This is a genomic window from Novosphingobium sp. (assembly GCF_039595395.1).
Taxonomy (GTDB): domain Bacteria; phylum Pseudomonadota; class Alphaproteobacteria; order Sphingomonadales; family Sphingomonadaceae; genus Novosphingobium.
On sequence record NZ_JBCNLP010000001.1, the window covers coordinates 625,080 to 640,250 of the forward strand.

Below are 15,171 nucleotides of genomic sequence, written 5' to 3' on the forward strand. Positions count from 1 at the left end.
CCATGGAGCTGTCGCGCCGCCAACTGCTGGTGGGCGCGGCCCTTGGCGGCGGGCTGGTGGTGGCCTGGGGGCTGCGCAAGCGTCCTTGGCCCCTGCCTCTGCCGCCGGGCGAGGGCGAGGTGGCCTTCGATGCCTGGATCAGGGTGGGGCGCGATGGCGTGGTCACCGTCAGCGTGCCGCAACTGGAGATGGGGCAGGGGATCAGCACGCAACTGGCGCAGATCGCCGCGCTGGAGCTGGAGGCGGACTGGCGGCAGATGGGCGTGGTCTTCGCGCCTGCGTCCGAGATTTTCGCCAATGCTCCGCTGGCGGCGCGCTGGGCGGAACTGTGGCTGCCGATGGCGCGGGACAATGGCGTTCCGTCTGACAACTGGTTGGCCCGCCATTGGGCCGAGGCGCATCGCTTTACCGCCACCGCTGATGGACAGTCGCTGGCGGCTTACGAGGCGCCCTTGCGCCATGCCGCTGCCGGGGCGCGGGCGCTGCTGGTGAAAGCTGCGGCGAAGCGCTGGGATGTAAGGCCGGAGGATTGCACCGTGTCCGGCGGTCTGGTGCACCATGGCCCGCAGAGCCTGACATTTGGCGCTTTGGCGCAGGAAGCTTCCAAGCTAACCCCGCCTGATCCTCTGCCGCTTGGCCCTCTGCCCGCCGAAAACCCCGCGCGTCTGCCATCGGGCAGCACGCCGCCTTTCCCCCGGCTCGACCTGCCCGCCAAACTCGATGGCGGGTGGATGTTCGCGGGGGATGTGCGCCTGCCCGATATGGTCTTTGCCGCGATCCGCCATGCCCCCGTTGGAGAGGCTGCGCATCTGGCCGGTCACGATGCCAGGGCCGCGAAAGGCATCGGCGGCTTCCTCAAGCTGGTCGAAGGGCCCGACTGGCTGGCCGCCGTCGCCACCAACAGCTGGGCGGCGGAGCAGGCGCTGGCCGCCGTGGCGCCGCGCTTTTCCGTCCATCGCCCGATCAGCGCGGAAAAGATCGATGGCGCGCTGGATGCGGCACTGAAAGCGGCGATCAAACAGGGCGGGCAGACCATCGCCAAACAGGGCGATCCCGAGGCGCTGCTGGGCAGCAAGCCGCCCTACAGCCAGCGCTATGACGCCGCTGCTGCCGTGGCCGCGCCGCTGGAAACCGCCAGTGCGGTGGCCCGCCTGCGCGATGGGCGCTGCGAGATCTGGGTGGCGTCGCAAGCGCCCGAACAGACCCGCCGCGCGGTGGCCGGGGCGCTCGATATCAGCGTGGAGCATGTGGTGCTCTATCCGCTGGCGGCGGGCGGCAGTTTCGATGCCCGGCTCGAATGCCCCCATGCCGTGGAGGCCGCGCTGATCGCGCGCGAGACCGGCAAGCCCGTGCTGCTGACCTACACCCGCTGGCAGGAGGCCGTCACCGCCATCCACCGCCCGCCCCTGGCCGCGCAGATCGAGGCGCGGGTCGATCAGACCGGCACGATCGCGGCATGGCGGCTGCGTGTGGCGATGCCCTCTGCCGCGCGGGAGTTTGGCGCCCGCCTGCTGCAAGGCACCAGCCGCGCCGAGGCGATGGCGCATCACCAGAACGCTCATGTCGATCCGCTGGCGATGGAGGGCTTTGTCCCGCCCTACAGCTTCGCGCTTGCCATCGAGCATGCGCCCGTTGCCGTCGGCCTGCCCACCGGGCGGCTGCGCGGCAATGGCCACGCGCTGGGCGCCTTTATCACCGAGAGCTTTGTCGATGAGATCGCCGCCGCTCAGGGCCGCGAGCCGCTGTCCTACCGCATGGCTATGCTGGAGGGCGATCCCCGGCTGGCGGCCTGTCTGCAGCGCGTGTCGGCGCTGGCCAACTGGAACGGCGGCCATGATGCCAGCGGGCAGGGCATCGCCTGCCATCGCATAGGGTCCGTTTCCGGGGGCGGCTGCATCGCCGCCGTGGTGACGGCCCGGCGCGGCGATGAGGGCGTGGCGGTGGACCGCATTGTCGCCGTGGCGGACATTGGCCGCATCGTGAATGTCGATATCGCCCGGCAGCAGATCGAGGGCGGGCTGGTCTATGGCATCGGTCTGGCTTTGGGCTCGGCCTCGGTGTGGAATGGGGGCTTGCCCGCTGGCGCGCGGCTGGCGGCGCTCAATCTGCCCTTGCTCGTCAATTGCCCCGAGGTGGAGGTTGACCTGATCGCCTCCACCGCCGATCCCGAGGATCCCGGCGAGGTGGGCGTGGCTGTGGCCGCCCCGGCCATCGCCAATGCGCTGTTTTCGGCGACGGGCTTGCGCCTGCGTCGCCTGCCGCTTGGCAGTGAGGAATGAGGATATGACTGTGAGCCAGACCGCTTTGCCCCCCTCCCATCCCGCCGTGACCGTGGGCAAGGTGGGCGTGCTGCTGGTCAATCTGGGCACGCCTCAGGCCGCGACGCCTGCCGCCGTGCGGACCTATCTGGCGCAATTCCTCTCCGACCCGCGCGTGGTGGAGATCCCGCGCGCCATCTGGCTGCCGATCCTGCATGGCATCATCCTGCGCACGCGGCCCGCGAAATCGGCCCATGCCTATGCGCAGGTGTGGACCGAGGAGGGATCGCCTTTGGCCGCCATCACCAGGGCTCAGGCGGTGGCGCTTCAGGCGCGGCTGGGCGAGGGCGTGACGGTGCGTTGGGGCATGCGCTATGGCCAGCCCGCCATTGCCGGGGAGATCGAGGCGCTGAAAAGTCAGGGCTGCGACCGCATCCTGATCTGCCCGCTCTATCCGCAATATTCGGGCGCCACCACCGCCAGCGTGATGGATGCCGTGGGGGCGGCTCTGGCCGCGATGCGCTGGCAGCCCGCGATCCGCACCCTGCCGCCCTATCACGACGACCCGGCCCATATCGCGGCGCTGACCAGCGATGTGACGCGCCAGTTGCAGGCGCTGCCCTTCGTGCCCGAGGTGCTGCTGCTCTCCTTCCACGGCATGCCCGAGCGCACCCTGCATCTGGGTGACCCCTATCACTGCCAATGCCGCAAGACCGCGCGCCTGCTGGGCGAGGCGCTGGCCCCGCTGTTCCCCGTGCTGCGTGTGGAAACCGCCTTCCAGAGCCGCTTTGGCCGCGCCAAATGGCTGGATCCCTCCACCGAAGCCGTGCTGGAGGCCGAGGCGAAGAAGGGCACGCGCAAGCTGGCCATCGTGGCGCCGGGCTTCTCCGCCGATTGCGTCGAGACGCTGGAGGAACTGGCGATCCGTGGGCGCGAGGTTTTCGTCGAGGCCGGCGGTCAGGATTTCTCGGTGCTCTCCTGCCTCAATGCTGGCGAGGAGGGCATGGCGATGATCGAAACGCTGGTGCGGCGCGAGCTGTCTGGCTGGGCCTAAGGCTTGGGCCTAGGCGCCACCTTGTAGCCGGCATCGGGCGAGACCCAGAGCAGGTGATCGTCCGGGTGGTTCACCGGCTGCCCGGCGATGGTGGCATGGCGGGTGAAGCTGCGGGGATTGCCGCTGCCATCCGGGGTGCGGGTGGAGCACAATTCCCTGCCGATCAGCCCCTCGCGGGCCATCCCTTCCTGAATGCGCGGCAGCAACCCCGCGCTTTGCTCGGGCGGAAGCGGCTCGCCGCCGAAACGCAGCTTGGCCTGCTGCACCATCTCCACCGAGACCGTGCCGCACACCTGATTGCCCTTCAGCAGCGCCACGCCGGAAAAGCTGAGTGTCATCTTCAGATCGGGGCGCAGCAGCACTTCGGTGTCATCGGTGAAGCTGCCATCGGGGCGCGGGGTGAAATGGGCCAGTGCGCGGCAGGTTTTCGTCGCCTCATCGGGCTCGGCGCATTCGATCAGCCCTTGCGCGACAAGGGCCAGTGGATCGGCGCTGGGGGAGGGCGCGGCGGCATCCGCCTGGGCGGCAAGCAGCAGGAGCAGGCTGGCAATCGGCATGGCGTATCTCCCTTACGTCAGCTTCATGGAGGCGATCAGAAATCCCAGGCGATGCCCTTGCGCGTGAAATCGCCATAGCGCGTGGGGGACAGGCCCTCGGGGTCGTCCTCCGCCACCGGCGCGGCGGGGGCGGGCGCCGGATCGTTCGACCAATGCGCGGGCTTGGCGAAAGCGGCGGGGCGCTGAGTCGAGCGTTTGATCATGTCGGCCATAGGCCCCCAAATGCACCCGCAGCGCGGCGATTTCAATATGGCCAAAGATAGAGTAGGGGGCCACGATGACAGATCAGGACACAAAAGGCCTTCCCGCCCGCCGCGCCGCGCTGCGCATGATGGACGCCGTGCTGCGCCGGGGCGAAACGCTGGACAATGCCGCTCACGCCGCCTGCCAGGGCATCAAGGCCCGCGAGGACCGCGCTCTGGCCCGCGCTCTGGCGGGCGAGGCGCTGCGCTGGCTGGTCGATCTGGATGCGCTGATCGATTCGGCAACGCATCAGATTTTGCCGGAAGACGCCAAGCCCCGCGCCGTGCTGCGCCTGATGCTGGCGGGCTGGCTGCGGCTGGGCACGCCGCCCCATGCCGTGGTGGCGACCGGGCTGGACCTGCTGCAGGGCGGCCCGCGCCGTCTGGCGCATGGCGTGTTCTCGACTCTGGTGAAGCGCGGGGCGACCCTGCCCGAAACGCCCAGCCTGCCCGAGGCCGTCGCCGCGCGCTGGGGCGAGCGGGCTCTGCCCGTGGCGCAGGGGCTGGCCGTGCCTCCGCCGCTGGACCTGACTTTGCGAGAACCCGCCGAGACCGCGCTCTGGGCCGGGAAGCTGGGCGGCACCAGCCTGATGCCCGGCCATCTGCGCCTGTCGCGCGGCAGTGCTGTGGAGACTCTGGAAGGCTTCAACGAGGGCGCATGGTGGGTGCAGGATCTGGCCGCCGCCATTCCCGCGCGCCTGATCGGAGCCGGAACGGGCCGCGCTCTGGACCTTTGCGCAGCGCCCGGTGGCAAGACCATGCAACTGGCCGCGCTGGGCTGGGATGTGACGGCGCTGGATCAGTCGGCCCGCCGTCTTGAACTGGTACGCGAGAACCTCACCCGCACGAGCCTGAAGGCCGAGACCATCGCCGCCGATGCCCTGAAATGGGAGCCGGAAGGCCTGTTCGATGCGATCCTGATCGACGCGCCCTGCACCGCCACAGGCACCGCGCGTCGCCATCCCGATGTGCTGCACCGTATCGGCGCGCGCCAGATCGCCGAGATGGCCGAAATCCAGCAGGCCCTGATCGCGCGGGCTGCGGGCTGGCTGAAGCCGGGCGGGCGGCTGGTTTACGCCGTATGCTCGCTGGAGCGTGAAGAGGGCGAGAGTCAGGCGGCGCAGGTCGGGGGTCTGGCGGCCGATCCGGTTTTGGCCTCGGAACTGCCCGAGGGTGTGGCGCCGACCGCCGAGGGCTGGGTGCGGACCGATCCGGGCATGCTGGCCGAGCAGGGCGGGCTGGATGGGTTCTTTGTCGCCCGGTGGCGGAAGGGGTAAGAAGGAAGATGCGAGGGGGTTACCCCCTCGCGCTCACGGAACGTCTTCCGACGAAGCGGCAGTGGTTCCGAAGCCGTGCGCTCAACCTCTCCACCTGCACAACAGAAAGGCGCCGCAGGCAGTAAGCCCCGACGCCTTTCTCGTTTTTAAAGCCTGCGGCGCGGCGACCTTGCTCTGAGGCCGAACCCGAAGCGCTACGTAGACATTAAAGGGAGCGCGAGGGTGTAACACCCTCGCATTTTCCCCTTAACCTTCTGCGCCTTCCTTTACCTTGGCGGCAAACCCCTTGCGCAGCTTGGCCAGCTTGGGCGGGATCACGGCCATGCAATAGGGGTTCCGCTGGCCTTCGCCGTCCCAGTAGTCCTGGTGGTAGTCCTCGGCGGCGTACCACTCGGCGGGGCCTTCGATGGTGGTCACGATGGGCAGCTTGTGGTCTTCCTGCGAACGCGTGATCGCGGCCGAAGCCTCCGCGCGCTGCTCGTCCGACAGCGGGAAGATCGCCGAACGGTACTGCGTGCCGATGTCGCCGCCCTGGCGGTTGAGCTGCGTCGGGTCGTGGGTGGCCATGAAGACATCCAGCAGGTCGCCATAGGACAGCACGCTGGGGTCATAGGTGATGCGGATGGCTTCGGCGTGGCCGGTGGCGCCGCTGCACACCTGCTTGTAGGTGGGGTTGGGCACGGAGCCGCCGATGTAGCCGCTTTCCACATTTTCCACCCCGGCGCACATGCGGAACACGGCCTCGGTGCACCAGAAGCAGCCGCCGGCGACGATGGCTTGGGGAAGGGTGGCAGTGTCGGCCATGGGGGGAATCTCCTTTGGGGGGGCGGCCTCCAAGTGGCGATGATGAGACGGTTTCGCAAGAGGGCGTTAAGTCCGGGCGGCGCGTGATAGACTTTGTCACAGAGCAGGCATAGGAGACGGGCCATGACCCAGACTCGCACGCTTTCTGTCGCCGCCCTGCAACTTGCCCTGCCTTCGTGGGACGAGCAGGAGAGCATTGCCGCCGTCTCCGCGCTGGTGGAGCAGGCCGCGAAAGAGGGCGCCCAGGTGATCCTGCCGCCGGAATTGTTCAGTAGCCCTTACTTCTGCACGGTCGAGGATGAGGCACTGTTCGCTCTGGCCAAGCCCACCACGGAACATCCTAGCGTGCTGGCGATGCAGAAGCTGGCCAAGGGGCTGGGCGTGGCGATCCCCACCAGCTTTTTCGAGCGCGACGGGCACCACTATTACAACACGCTGGCGATGATCGACGCCGAGGGCCAGATCATGGGCACCTATCGCAAGAGCCATATCCCCGATGGGCCGGGTTACGAGGAAAAGTACTATTTCCGCCCCGGCAACACCGGTTTCAAGGTGTGGGATGTCTTTGGCGCCCGCATCGGCGTGGGCGTCTGCTGGGACCAGTGGTATCCCGAATGCGCGCGGGCGATGGCTCTGCTGGGGGCCGAGGTGCTGTTCTACCCCACCGCCATCGGTTCTGAGCCCTATGACGCCAATCTGGACACCAGCCGCATGTGGCGCCGCGCGATGATCGGCCATGCGGTGAGCAACTGCATGCCGGTGGTGGCCAGCAACCGCATCGGTGTGGAGGGCGAGAACACCGTCCAGACCTTCTACGGCCACAGCTTCATCAGCGACGAATGGGGCGATCTGCTGGGCGATTACGGCCGCGAGGATGTGGGCGTGCTGACCGCCACGCTGGATCTGAACCGCGCCGCGATGCACCGGGCGGGCATGGGCTTTTTCCGGGATCGCCGCCCGCAGCTTTATGGCCGCCTCGTTGAGGATATCTGAGGCGCCGGCTGAGGGCTGGCTCTATCTGATCGCGCTGGGGTCGAATCAGCGGCATCATCACTATGGGGCTCCGCGCGCTGTCTTGGCTGCGGCGGTTTCGGCTCTGCGCGACGCCGGGCTGACGGTGCTGGGTGTGGCGCCGGTGATCGACAGCGCGCCGGTGGGGCCCAGCCTGCGCCGCTATGCCAATGGCGCGGCGCTGGTGCGCTCCGTGCTGGAGCCGGTGGCGCTGCTGGGGCTGCTGCAAGGCATCGAGGCCGCGTTCGGGCGCAGGCGGGCGCGGCGCTGGGGTTCGCGGGTGCTCGATCTGGATATTGTGCTGTGGCAGGGCGGTGTGTGGCGCTCGGGTGGGGCGGGGCGCCGGGCGCTGGCGATTCCGCATGGCGAATGGCGTGGGCGCAGCTTTGTGACGGGGCCGGCGGCGGCGCTTGTCCCGCTCTGGCGCGACCCTGTGGATGGATTTACGGTGCGACAGCATCACCTACGCTTGACCCGGCGGCCCCGGCCCCTTAGGGGAGCCCATCCAAGCGATGGCATCGCATCGGGCGCAAGCCCAGGATGACCAAGGCGGGGGCCCTTAGCTCAGTCGGTAGAGCAACTGACTTTTAATCAGTAGGTCGCTGGTTCGAATCCAGCAGGGCTCACCATGGATCACAAGGGCTTGGCGGCTGTGCCAAGCCCTTTGTTTTTTAGCAGTCTGTCAGACTTTATCACGCCGCTGCCTTGGCGCTCCGTGGCGTTCGGGTCTTGTTGCGCACGCGGCGCATCGGCAGGCTGCGGGTGTGGCGCTTGAAATAGACGATCTCCAGCAAGGTCGGCCAGATCTCCAGCGAGGCGCGGATCAGCCCCACCTCATCATCGACGATGCGGCTGACATTCTGCTGGAAGAAATCCGGCTCGAAATCATAGAAAGTGCGCGACAGGCCCGCCGCGAACTGGCCCAGCGCCATCCGCCGGTCCTCATGGCGCGCATGGTCCATGGCCGCCAGCACGCGGGCGTGCAGCGAGCGGGCATCGTCCAAGATCTGCTGGCTGTCCTCCAGCGAGACCGCGCCGTCATAATCGAAGGCGATGCCCCATTCATCGGTCTTGCGCAGGGTCGAGCGGAACTTGCGCTTCAAAAGCCCGCAGACCGCCTCGTTGAAGACCTCGGCCGCCAGTGGATTGCGCATATAGGCGTTCTTGATGTGGGTCTGCGCCGAATCCACATGCGCCGCCACAAAGCCCGACTGCTGGATCCACAGGCGATAGATGTAATCCTCGAAACGCAGCCTTGTGGGAAAGAACGGCGGCAGGCCGGTGGTGTTGTCATAGCCCGCCACGCCGCAATCCATCCGCCAGTTCACATTGGTGAGGCAGGGGCGGAAGTTCACCATCACATAGGTGTCATTCAGCCTTTCGGCGTCGATCTCTTCGGGATCGTCGAGGAACATGTCGACGTAATCCACCGCATCGATGTCATTGGTGCCGGTGCGGAAGGTCTGGGCCATCTTGATGATGCCGCCGCGCGGCAGCGTGCCGGGCTGCAGCGCCAGAGCATTGTCGCGGCAGAAGCCCAGCGAGGTGTTGCTCTCCAGATCCATCGCGGAATCGAGCAGCAGCTCGCCCTGATCGTAATTGGCCGGAGCCTCCGCCACGGTGCGGCCCAGCACATCGCGGAAGGAGGCGAGGATGTCATAGGATTTGCGGCTGTGGCCATTGGCGCCGCGCGGGATCAGCTTGCCCCGGCTGATCTCGTTCTCGCCCAGCGCCTCGGGGCTGTCCTCGATCAGCGCATAGGGGCGCATATCGTCGTCGGCGCTGACCATCAGGTCGCCCAGCGTGTACATCAGCGTGAAATTGCGGTTGCCGCCATAGCTGGGGCGGAACAGGTTGCGCACCAGCATATCCAGCTTGCGGTCTTTCAACCGGCGGCAGATGTAGCCGAGAAACTGCTCCTTCTCCGCAGGGCCGACATACCACACCTCATTCTGGGTGCGGGTGGCTTCCAGCGTGTCGTAGTATTTCTGATGGTTGGCGATCGAGGAATCGTCGAAAACGGTGATCGGAGCGCTCTGGCCGCAGCGGGAGAAGTTCTCGTCATAGGCTTCGACGGTCTCGCCCACGTCGCGCAGGCGATAGGTGGGGATCACGAAATGCATCTGGGGTGTGGTCACGGAGACAAGTCCATCCGATGAGCGCGCCGGAACGGCGCCGGGGACGCCGTATCTAGGTCGGCGCGGCATAGCGTCTCCAGCCGACAAAAGGCGGCTTTCCGTTGTATTTGCGTAGGGAGCGTGGCGAGGGATCAAAAATATATAAAAATTATATATCTTTTCCCATTCCCTCATCTGGAGCTCAAATGCCGGGCGCGCCTAATGGAGCGGGGCCCCGGAACGGCTGAATGCCTCTGCGAACAGGCAGGCGGTTCCCAGGCCCCATGAGGACTTCCATGACGATGACTGCTCTTGGCCTTCTGGCCAGCCTCGCGCTTGCTCCTGCCGGTGCGTCGGCGGATTCTGCCAGCGTGAATGACAATGCCGCGGTGCAGGCGACCGCCCAGCCTGCCGCCAACACCAAGCCGCCGATGACGGATGCCGATCTGGGCACCAGCGTGATCGGCCGCTTCTTCCGCTATCAGGTCGCCGAGATGGGCCAGACCGGATCGCCGATCACCGATCCCAATGCGCCCTCCTCGCGCCGCGATGGCTGGACGCCCCAGCCTGAAAACGCGCCGCCCATGCCCTTCACCGAATGGCCTTATGGCGGTGCGACCAGCCTCGGCGTCAACCGCCCCAATTCGGTGGACAGCCCGCTGATGGTGGCGCTGGGCAAGACCGGGCTGGGCCAGGCGATGAGTGCCGCGCATATCCAGGCCTATGGCTGGGTCGATGTGGGGGGCAACATCTCCACCTCCAGCCGCAAGCAGGGCAATTCGCCCGGCGCCTATGACTACAATCCCAACACGGTGCAGATGGATCAGGCGGTGCTCTATCTGGAGCGTACCCCCGATACGGTGCAGACCGACCATGTCGACTGGGGTTTCCGCGTTGCGGCGATCTATGGCACCGATTATCGCTATACGGTGTCGGACGGGCTGTTTTCCGGCCAGTATCTGACCAACAACAAGAGCTATGGCTTCGACCTGCCGATGGTCTATGCCGATATCTACATCCCCAAGGTGGCCAAGGGGCTGGAATTGCGCATCGGCCGCTATATCGCCCTGCCCGATATCGAGGCGCAGCTCGCGCCCAACAACTATATGTACAGCCATTCGCTGGCCTACAGCTTCGACAATTACACCAACACCGGCATTCAGGCGACGCTGGCGCTGTCCAAGAACCTGTTCCTGCAACTGGGCGTGTCAGCGGGCAGCGATACGGCGTTCTGGAACACCGGCAAGCATATCGCCAACCCCTATCCCAGCCCGCTCTATCCGGGCCAGACCTTCCGCAAGGATCCGGGCGCCCAGCCCTCCTTCACCGGCTGTCTGCGCTATCAGACCGACAGCGCGCGCGATGCGGTCTATGCCTGCGCCGATGCGATCAACAGCGGCACCTGGGGCTACAACAACCTCCAGTGGTTCGGCCTGACCTATTACCACAAGTTCACCGACAAGTGGCACATCTCCTTCGAGACCTACAATCTCTATGAGACCAAGGTGCCCAACATCAACAATGCCACGGTGCAGACGGTGGTGGCCAATGGTGGCACGCCCTTTGCCGGGCTTAAATACAATGCGCCCAACATGGCCCAGTGCCACGATCCCAATGCGCTGACCTGCACCGCCAAGGCCTTCGCCCTGCTGGCCTATACCAATTATCAGCCCAGCCCGCGCGACAACATCTCGCTGCGCACCGAATATTACAATGACGAGGAAGGGCAGCGCACCGGCATCGCCACGCGCTATTACGACATTGCGCTGGGCCTGCAGCACTGGTTCAGCCCGCAGATCGAGTTCCGGCCCGAGGTGGCCTATTACCGCTCGATCGATGCGGCGGCCTTCAACGGCGATGGCGCTCTGGGCATTGCGCCGGACAAGAACCATCAGCTCGTGCTCTCGGGCGATGTGATCGTGCATTTCTGACAAGCTGCGCGCCGCCCTTGCGGGGGCGGCAGCAAGACCGGCTTCGGGAGCCCGACCGGCCTTGACCTGGCCCGCCCCGCCGCAACGGGGCGGGCGCCTTTTTGCCTTCGCAAGGTGTCTGCCCTCGCAAAGCGCGGCAACGCCGGCCCGGTGTCATACCGGACCGGCGTCATTGCGTGTCCGGTGAAGCTCAGCCCCGGCGGCCGGTTTCGAAGAGGAACCAGCGGCGGCCCTCGGCCTCATCCAGCCAGTTCTCGATCAGGCTGGCGGTGACCACGTCGCGATGCTCCTCGCACAGTTCGTGAAGGGCGCGCAGACGGGTGGCCAGATCGCCATTGTCGTCGCGCAGCTCGGCCAGCATGTCCTGCGGCTCGACGTAATCGGCGTCATTGTCCAGCACGCGGCTCAGGCGGGCGATCTGGCCGATCGAGCGCAGGGTGGTGCCGCCCAGCTTGCGGGCACGCTCGGCGATGGGGTCGGTCATGGCGAAGATTTCATCGGCCTGACGGTCCAGCAGCAGGTGGTATTCGGTGAAATGCGGGCCCGAGACATGCCAGTGGAAGTTCTTGGTCTTGAGATAGAGCGCGAAGACATCGGCCAGCAGCACGGTCAGCGCGGCGGAAAGATCGCGGGTGGCGTCCTCACCCAGGCCCGAGGGCGTGGCGAGGGGGGCAATGCGCTTGGCTTGGGCGGTGATCGACATGAGGCTGGTTCCTTGGGTGAGGTGAGGAGGGCAGTGTGGCGAGAATCCCCGCCGTATTCTTGGATGAAACAGATGGATTTCAGGCCAGTGACGTTCAGGCCAGCGACGTCGTGATGGCGATGCCCGATTTCAGCGTCAGCGTGACCGGCGTGCGCTCGGCGACATCGGCGAGGCGCGCGGCCTGGTCGGCGCTCAGGCCCACGGGGTGCAGCACGCGGCGGATCTGGCGCTGCTCGCCCGCGCCGGTCAGGCTCAGCTCGATATCGAGGCTTTCGAGCGGCCAGCCCTTGCGATCGGCATACATCCGCAGGGTGATCGCGGTGCAGGCAGCCAGGCTGGAGAGCAGCAGATCATAGGGGGCAAAGCCCGCACCCTTGCCGCCCAGCGCTTCGGGCTCGTCGGCAACAAGCTGGCGGGGGCCGACCGTGATCTGGGTGGCATAGGGTGTCTGGCCGATGGCGGCATGGGCGCGGGTCATGGCTTGTCTTTCGGGAAGGTGTGGCCGGCAGGGGGATGCCGGCCACGGGGCAGGGGGATCAGGCGGCGTCGACCAGAACGATCTCGGTGTCTTCCAGCGCGGTGACCTTCAGCACATCGACATCCTTGATCGCGGCGCCGTCGCGGGTGTTCACCCGCACATCGTCGATCTGAACCGCGCCGATGGCGGGCACCAGATAGCCGCGGCGGTCCTTGCCCAGCGGATATTCGGCGGTTTCACCGGCCTTCAGCGTGGCGGCCACGATGCGGGCATCGGTGCGGATCGGCAGGGCGTCGTCATCATTGTCATAGCCGCTGGCCAGCACCACGAACTGACCGGCACGCTCGCCCTTGGGGAAGGGGCGGGCGCCCCAGCTCGGCTTGTCGCCGCGCTGGGTGGGGACGATCCAGATCTGGAAGATTTTCGTCGCGACATCTTCCATATTGTATTCGCTGTGGGTGATGCCGGTGCCCGCGCTCATCACCTGGACGTCGCCGGCCTCGGTGCGGCCCTTGTTGCCCAGATTGTCCTGATGGGTGATCGCGCCCTCGCGGACATAGGTGATGATTTCCATGTCGCGGTGCGGGTGCGGGGGGAAGCCGGTCTGCGGGGCGATGATGTCATCGTTCCACACGCGCAGGTTGCCCCAGCTGGTGCGGGCCGGATCGTAATAGTCGGCGAAGGAAAAATGGTGCTTGGCGTTGAGCCAGCCATGGTTGGCACCGCCGAGGCTGTTGAAAGAGCGCAGTTCGATCATGGGTTGTCTCCTGTGAAGGACCGGGACCGGGGGTGGCCTGCTGTCCTGATGGAGCGGTTTTAGCGGCGACTCGTCGATCAGTTTAGCTGGATAAATAAGTTCAAAATGTTCGATGAATTTGAATGATCGGCGCTGATGTGAAGGAACGCGAAAAGGCCCGCGCCACGCATTTGCGTGACACGGGCCTTGAACGAAAAGCTTTGTTGAAAGGGATTTACCCCTGACGAGATGAGGGATGCAGCGCGCAGGCCGCCGTTCCGCCCAGGATCAGAACGCCCGCCAGCACCAGAGGCAGCGCCATCCCACCATGAGCCAGCAGAAAGGCCCCCAATGCCGCCCCCGCAAAAATGGAGACCACACTGGCAACCCGGCGCTGCCAGTTGGGGTTGGCGCCCCCGGCCATGCTGGAGTCAGCGGCCAGACCTGTCAGCGTCAGGGTCAGCACGGTGGTGGTGAGATCGGGTACCTTCAACTGGCGCACCGTGGCATTGCGAAAGCCCATCGCCAGAGCGGTCAGCACCACAATGCTCAGCAGCGCGGCATCGGGGGATTGCGTGGCGACATTGAAGAAACACGAGACCGCAGCGGCGGCCCACAGCAGCGCGGCTTCGATAACCGCAGCGCGCATCAGCCAGCGATGCAACGGGCCACCCTCCTGCTGCTTGCCGATATGCCCGGCGACAAAGGCCCCGGCCAGAAAGCCGCCGATCGCCACGATGTAGGACAGCGGATGAAAGCCCGGCGTCCCCACGGCTGCAAAGCCCAGAAAGACGATGTTGCCGGTCATATTGGCGGTGAAGACCTTGCCCAGACCCAGCACGCTGATCGCATCGACAAGGCCCGTCGTGACCGAGAGCAGCAACAGCAGCAGAGGCAGCGGGGAAGAACGGGGCGGGGTGGATGGGGCAGACATGAGCGTTTCCTTGAAAAGAGGGCAGGCGTTACGGCGTGGGCGCGATGCCCTGCACCGACATGGTGCCATCGGGCGCCAGCACGATCCCGGCCTTGCGCTGACCGGCGGCATCGATCAGCACGATGCCCGATCCACCCGCATTGTTGAGAAAGACATAGGAAGACGCGCCGCCGGGCCGGTCGAACTTCACATGGGCACCCTTGTCATCGATCTCCAGCGAGGCCGTGGGCGAGTTCGCCGCGGGATTGGCCAGTCGGATCGCTGGGCGTCCCGCACCATCGAGGCTGATGGTGGCGCCGGGCGTATCGTCGCCGCGCAGCAATTGGATGGTGGGCGTGCCATCCCTGGCGGAGAGCAGGATGCGGGCATGGCCCTGGGCATCGGTCACGCGGATCTCCTGCGTCACAACGGGGGCGGGGGGAGCAGCTTGCATGAGATTGGGTCCTATCGATCCGTGGCGGTGGAGATCGCCGCCAGCTCGTCGCGGAACTGCACGGCGGCGGCATCGAAGCGCTCGACGCCCACATCGAAGACCCAGCGGGTCAGCCTGAGGGGCTCGACAAAATTCATGGCGCGCAGATGAGCGGCGGCATCGAGCGCCTCGGTCAGGCCCCGCAGCATGGCCGAGGAGGCCCCGGCGGTTTCGGCAGGTGTCAGCCCGCCATCCAGCATGCTGGCGGCCAGAGCCATGCTGCGCAGCGGGCGGAAAAATGCTGCACCCACCGCCTGCCTTGCCACGCTTGCCATCACGCCGGGTGACCAGTCTTCGGGGGCGCCCAGCCCGATCACCAGCAGCGCTTTGGCGGCCACGCCGGAGGGCGGGGCGGAGAGGAACAGGCTTTCGCCCCGCTCCCCCCTGAACAGGCCATCCTTGCGCATGGCGGTCAGTGTGCCGTCCAGCGCATCATCGAGATGGGCAAGCCCGCCGCCCAGCGTGGCACCATGGGCTTCATGGGTGAACATGCAGGCGCATGACAGATCGACAGTGGCGGCAGTGCTGTCCCATCCGGCGACATCCACCGAGACCCCGCGATACGATCCAATGGTTTGAACCTTGGTCATGCGCCTG

16 protein-coding genes and 1 tRNA gene are annotated in these 15,171 nt (G+C 66.3%); 7 read left to right on the forward strand and 10 right to left on the reverse strand.

Going from position 1 to position 15,171, the window contains the following annotated elements; translation table 11 throughout:
• Positions 1-2 precede the first annotated feature (2 nt).
• Entirely contained in the window at positions 3-2,279 is a 2,277-nt protein-coding gene (locus tag ABDW49_RS02940) for a molybdopterin cofactor-binding domain-containing protein (protein WP_343609595.1), read from the forward strand.
• Positions 2,280-2,283: 4 nt separating this feature from the next.
• Positions 2,284-3,312, forward strand: coding sequence for a ferrochelatase (gene hemH / locus ABDW49_RS02945; RefSeq protein ID WP_343609596.1), 1,029 nt, complete (start codon positions 2,284-2,286; stop codon positions 3,310-3,312).
• On the opposite strand, the gene ABDW49_RS02950 is transcribed toward hemH, so the two are convergent.
• Positions 3,309-3,869 carry a hypothetical protein gene (locus tag ABDW49_RS02950; RefSeq protein WP_343609597.1) on the reverse strand — a complete coding sequence of 187 codons (561 nt, stop codon included), beginning with the start codon at positions 3,867-3,869 and terminating at the stop codon, positions 3,309-3,311. The genes hemH and ABDW49_RS02950 overlap by 4 nt on opposite strands.
• 35 nt (positions 3,870-3,904) lie before the next feature.
• Positions 3,905-4,081, reverse strand: coding sequence for a DUF1674 domain-containing protein (locus tag ABDW49_RS02955; RefSeq protein WP_343609598.1), 177 nt, complete (start codon positions 4,079-4,081; stop codon positions 3,905-3,907).
• 65 nt (positions 4,082-4,146) lie between these two features.
• Here ABDW49_RS02955 and ABDW49_RS02960 point away from each other — a divergent pair, with 65 nt between their 5' ends.
• Complete coding sequence (locus ABDW49_RS02960) at positions 4,147-5,388, forward strand: RsmB/NOP family class I SAM-dependent RNA methyltransferase (protein WP_343609599.1); 1,242 nt, start codon at positions 4,147-4,149, stop codon at positions 5,386-5,388.
• A 246-nt stretch (positions 5,389-5,634) separates the two neighbouring features.
• Here ABDW49_RS02960 and msrA read toward each other — a convergent pair whose 3' ends face one another.
• Positions 5,635-6,192, reverse strand: a complete 558-nt coding sequence (gene msrA / locus ABDW49_RS02965; protein ID WP_343609600.1) for a peptide-methionine (S)-S-oxide reductase MsrA — start codon at positions 6,190-6,192, stop codon at positions 5,635-5,637.
• Between the two features lie 123 nt (positions 6,193-6,315).
• On the opposite strand from msrA, the gene aguB reads away from it, so the two are divergent.
• The 3 genes from aguB (at position 6,316) to ABDW49_RS02980 (ending at position 7,832) form a co-directional block, all read left to right on the forward strand.
• Positions 6,316-7,185, forward strand: coding sequence for an N-carbamoylputrescine amidase (gene aguB / locus ABDW49_RS02970; protein ID WP_343609601.1), 870 nt, complete (start codon positions 6,316-6,318; stop codon positions 7,183-7,185).
• Positions 7,172-7,747 carry a 2-amino-4-hydroxy-6-hydroxymethyldihydropteridine diphosphokinase gene (folK, locus tag ABDW49_RS02975; protein WP_343609602.1) on the forward strand — a complete coding sequence of 192 codons (576 nt, stop codon included), beginning with the start codon at positions 7,172-7,174 and terminating at the stop codon, positions 7,745-7,747. The genes aguB and folK overlap by 14 nt, the downstream gene beginning before the upstream one ends.
• A gap of 9 nt (positions 7,748-7,756) precedes the next feature.
• A tRNA-Lys gene (locus ABDW49_RS02980) sits at positions 7,757-7,832 on the forward strand.
• Positions 7,833-7,895: 63 nt separating this feature from the next.
• On the opposite strand, the gene ABDW49_RS02985 is transcribed toward ABDW49_RS02980, so the two are convergent.
• Entirely contained in the window at positions 7,896-9,341 is a 1,446-nt protein-coding gene (locus ABDW49_RS02985; RefSeq protein ID WP_343609604.1) for a hypothetical protein, read from the reverse strand.
• Positions 9,342-9,616: 275 nt separating this feature from the next.
• On the opposite strand from ABDW49_RS02985, the gene ABDW49_RS02990 reads away from it, so the two are divergent.
• On the forward strand, positions 9,617-11,251 hold the full coding sequence (locus tag ABDW49_RS02990; protein WP_343609606.1) for an outer membrane beta-barrel protein: 1,635 nt from the start codon (positions 9,617-9,619) through the stop codon (positions 11,249-11,251).
• Positions 11,252-11,441: 190 nt separating this feature from the next.
• On the opposite strand, the gene ABDW49_RS02995 is transcribed toward ABDW49_RS02990, so the two are convergent.
• The 6 genes from ABDW49_RS02995 to ABDW49_RS03020 form a co-directional block, all read right to left on the reverse strand.
• Positions 11,442-11,954 carry a DNA starvation/stationary phase protection protein gene (locus tag ABDW49_RS02995; protein ID WP_343609608.1) on the reverse strand — a complete coding sequence of 171 codons (513 nt, stop codon included), beginning with the start codon at positions 11,952-11,954 and terminating at the stop codon, positions 11,442-11,444.
• A gap of 94 nt (positions 11,955-12,048) precedes the next feature.
• A complete protein-coding gene (locus ABDW49_RS03000; protein WP_343609610.1) occupies positions 12,049-12,432 on the reverse strand; it encodes an OsmC family protein in 384 nt (127 codons plus the stop codon).
• Positions 12,433-12,490: 58 nt separating this feature from the next.
• The gene (locus tag ABDW49_RS03005; RefSeq protein WP_343609612.1) at positions 12,491-13,189 is read right to left on the reverse strand and encodes a pirin family protein; all 699 of its coding nucleotides are present in this window, start codon (positions 13,187-13,189) and stop codon (positions 12,491-12,493) included.
• Between the two features lie 214 nt (positions 13,190-13,403).
• A complete protein-coding gene (locus ABDW49_RS03010; RefSeq protein ID WP_343609614.1) occupies positions 13,404-14,102 on the reverse strand; it encodes a YoaK family protein in 699 nt (232 codons plus the stop codon).
• Between the two features lie 28 nt (positions 14,103-14,130).
• Positions 14,131-14,535 (reverse strand): hypothetical protein, encoded by a 405-nt coding sequence (locus ABDW49_RS03015; protein WP_343609616.1) that lies wholly within the window; start codon positions 14,533-14,535, stop codon positions 14,131-14,133.
• Positions 14,536-14,546: 11 nt separating this feature from the next.
• A complete protein-coding gene (locus tag ABDW49_RS03020; RefSeq protein ID WP_343609617.1) occupies positions 14,547-15,164 on the reverse strand; it encodes a M17 family peptidase N-terminal domain-containing protein in 618 nt (205 codons plus the stop codon).
• Positions 15,165-15,171 lie beyond the last annotated feature (7 nt).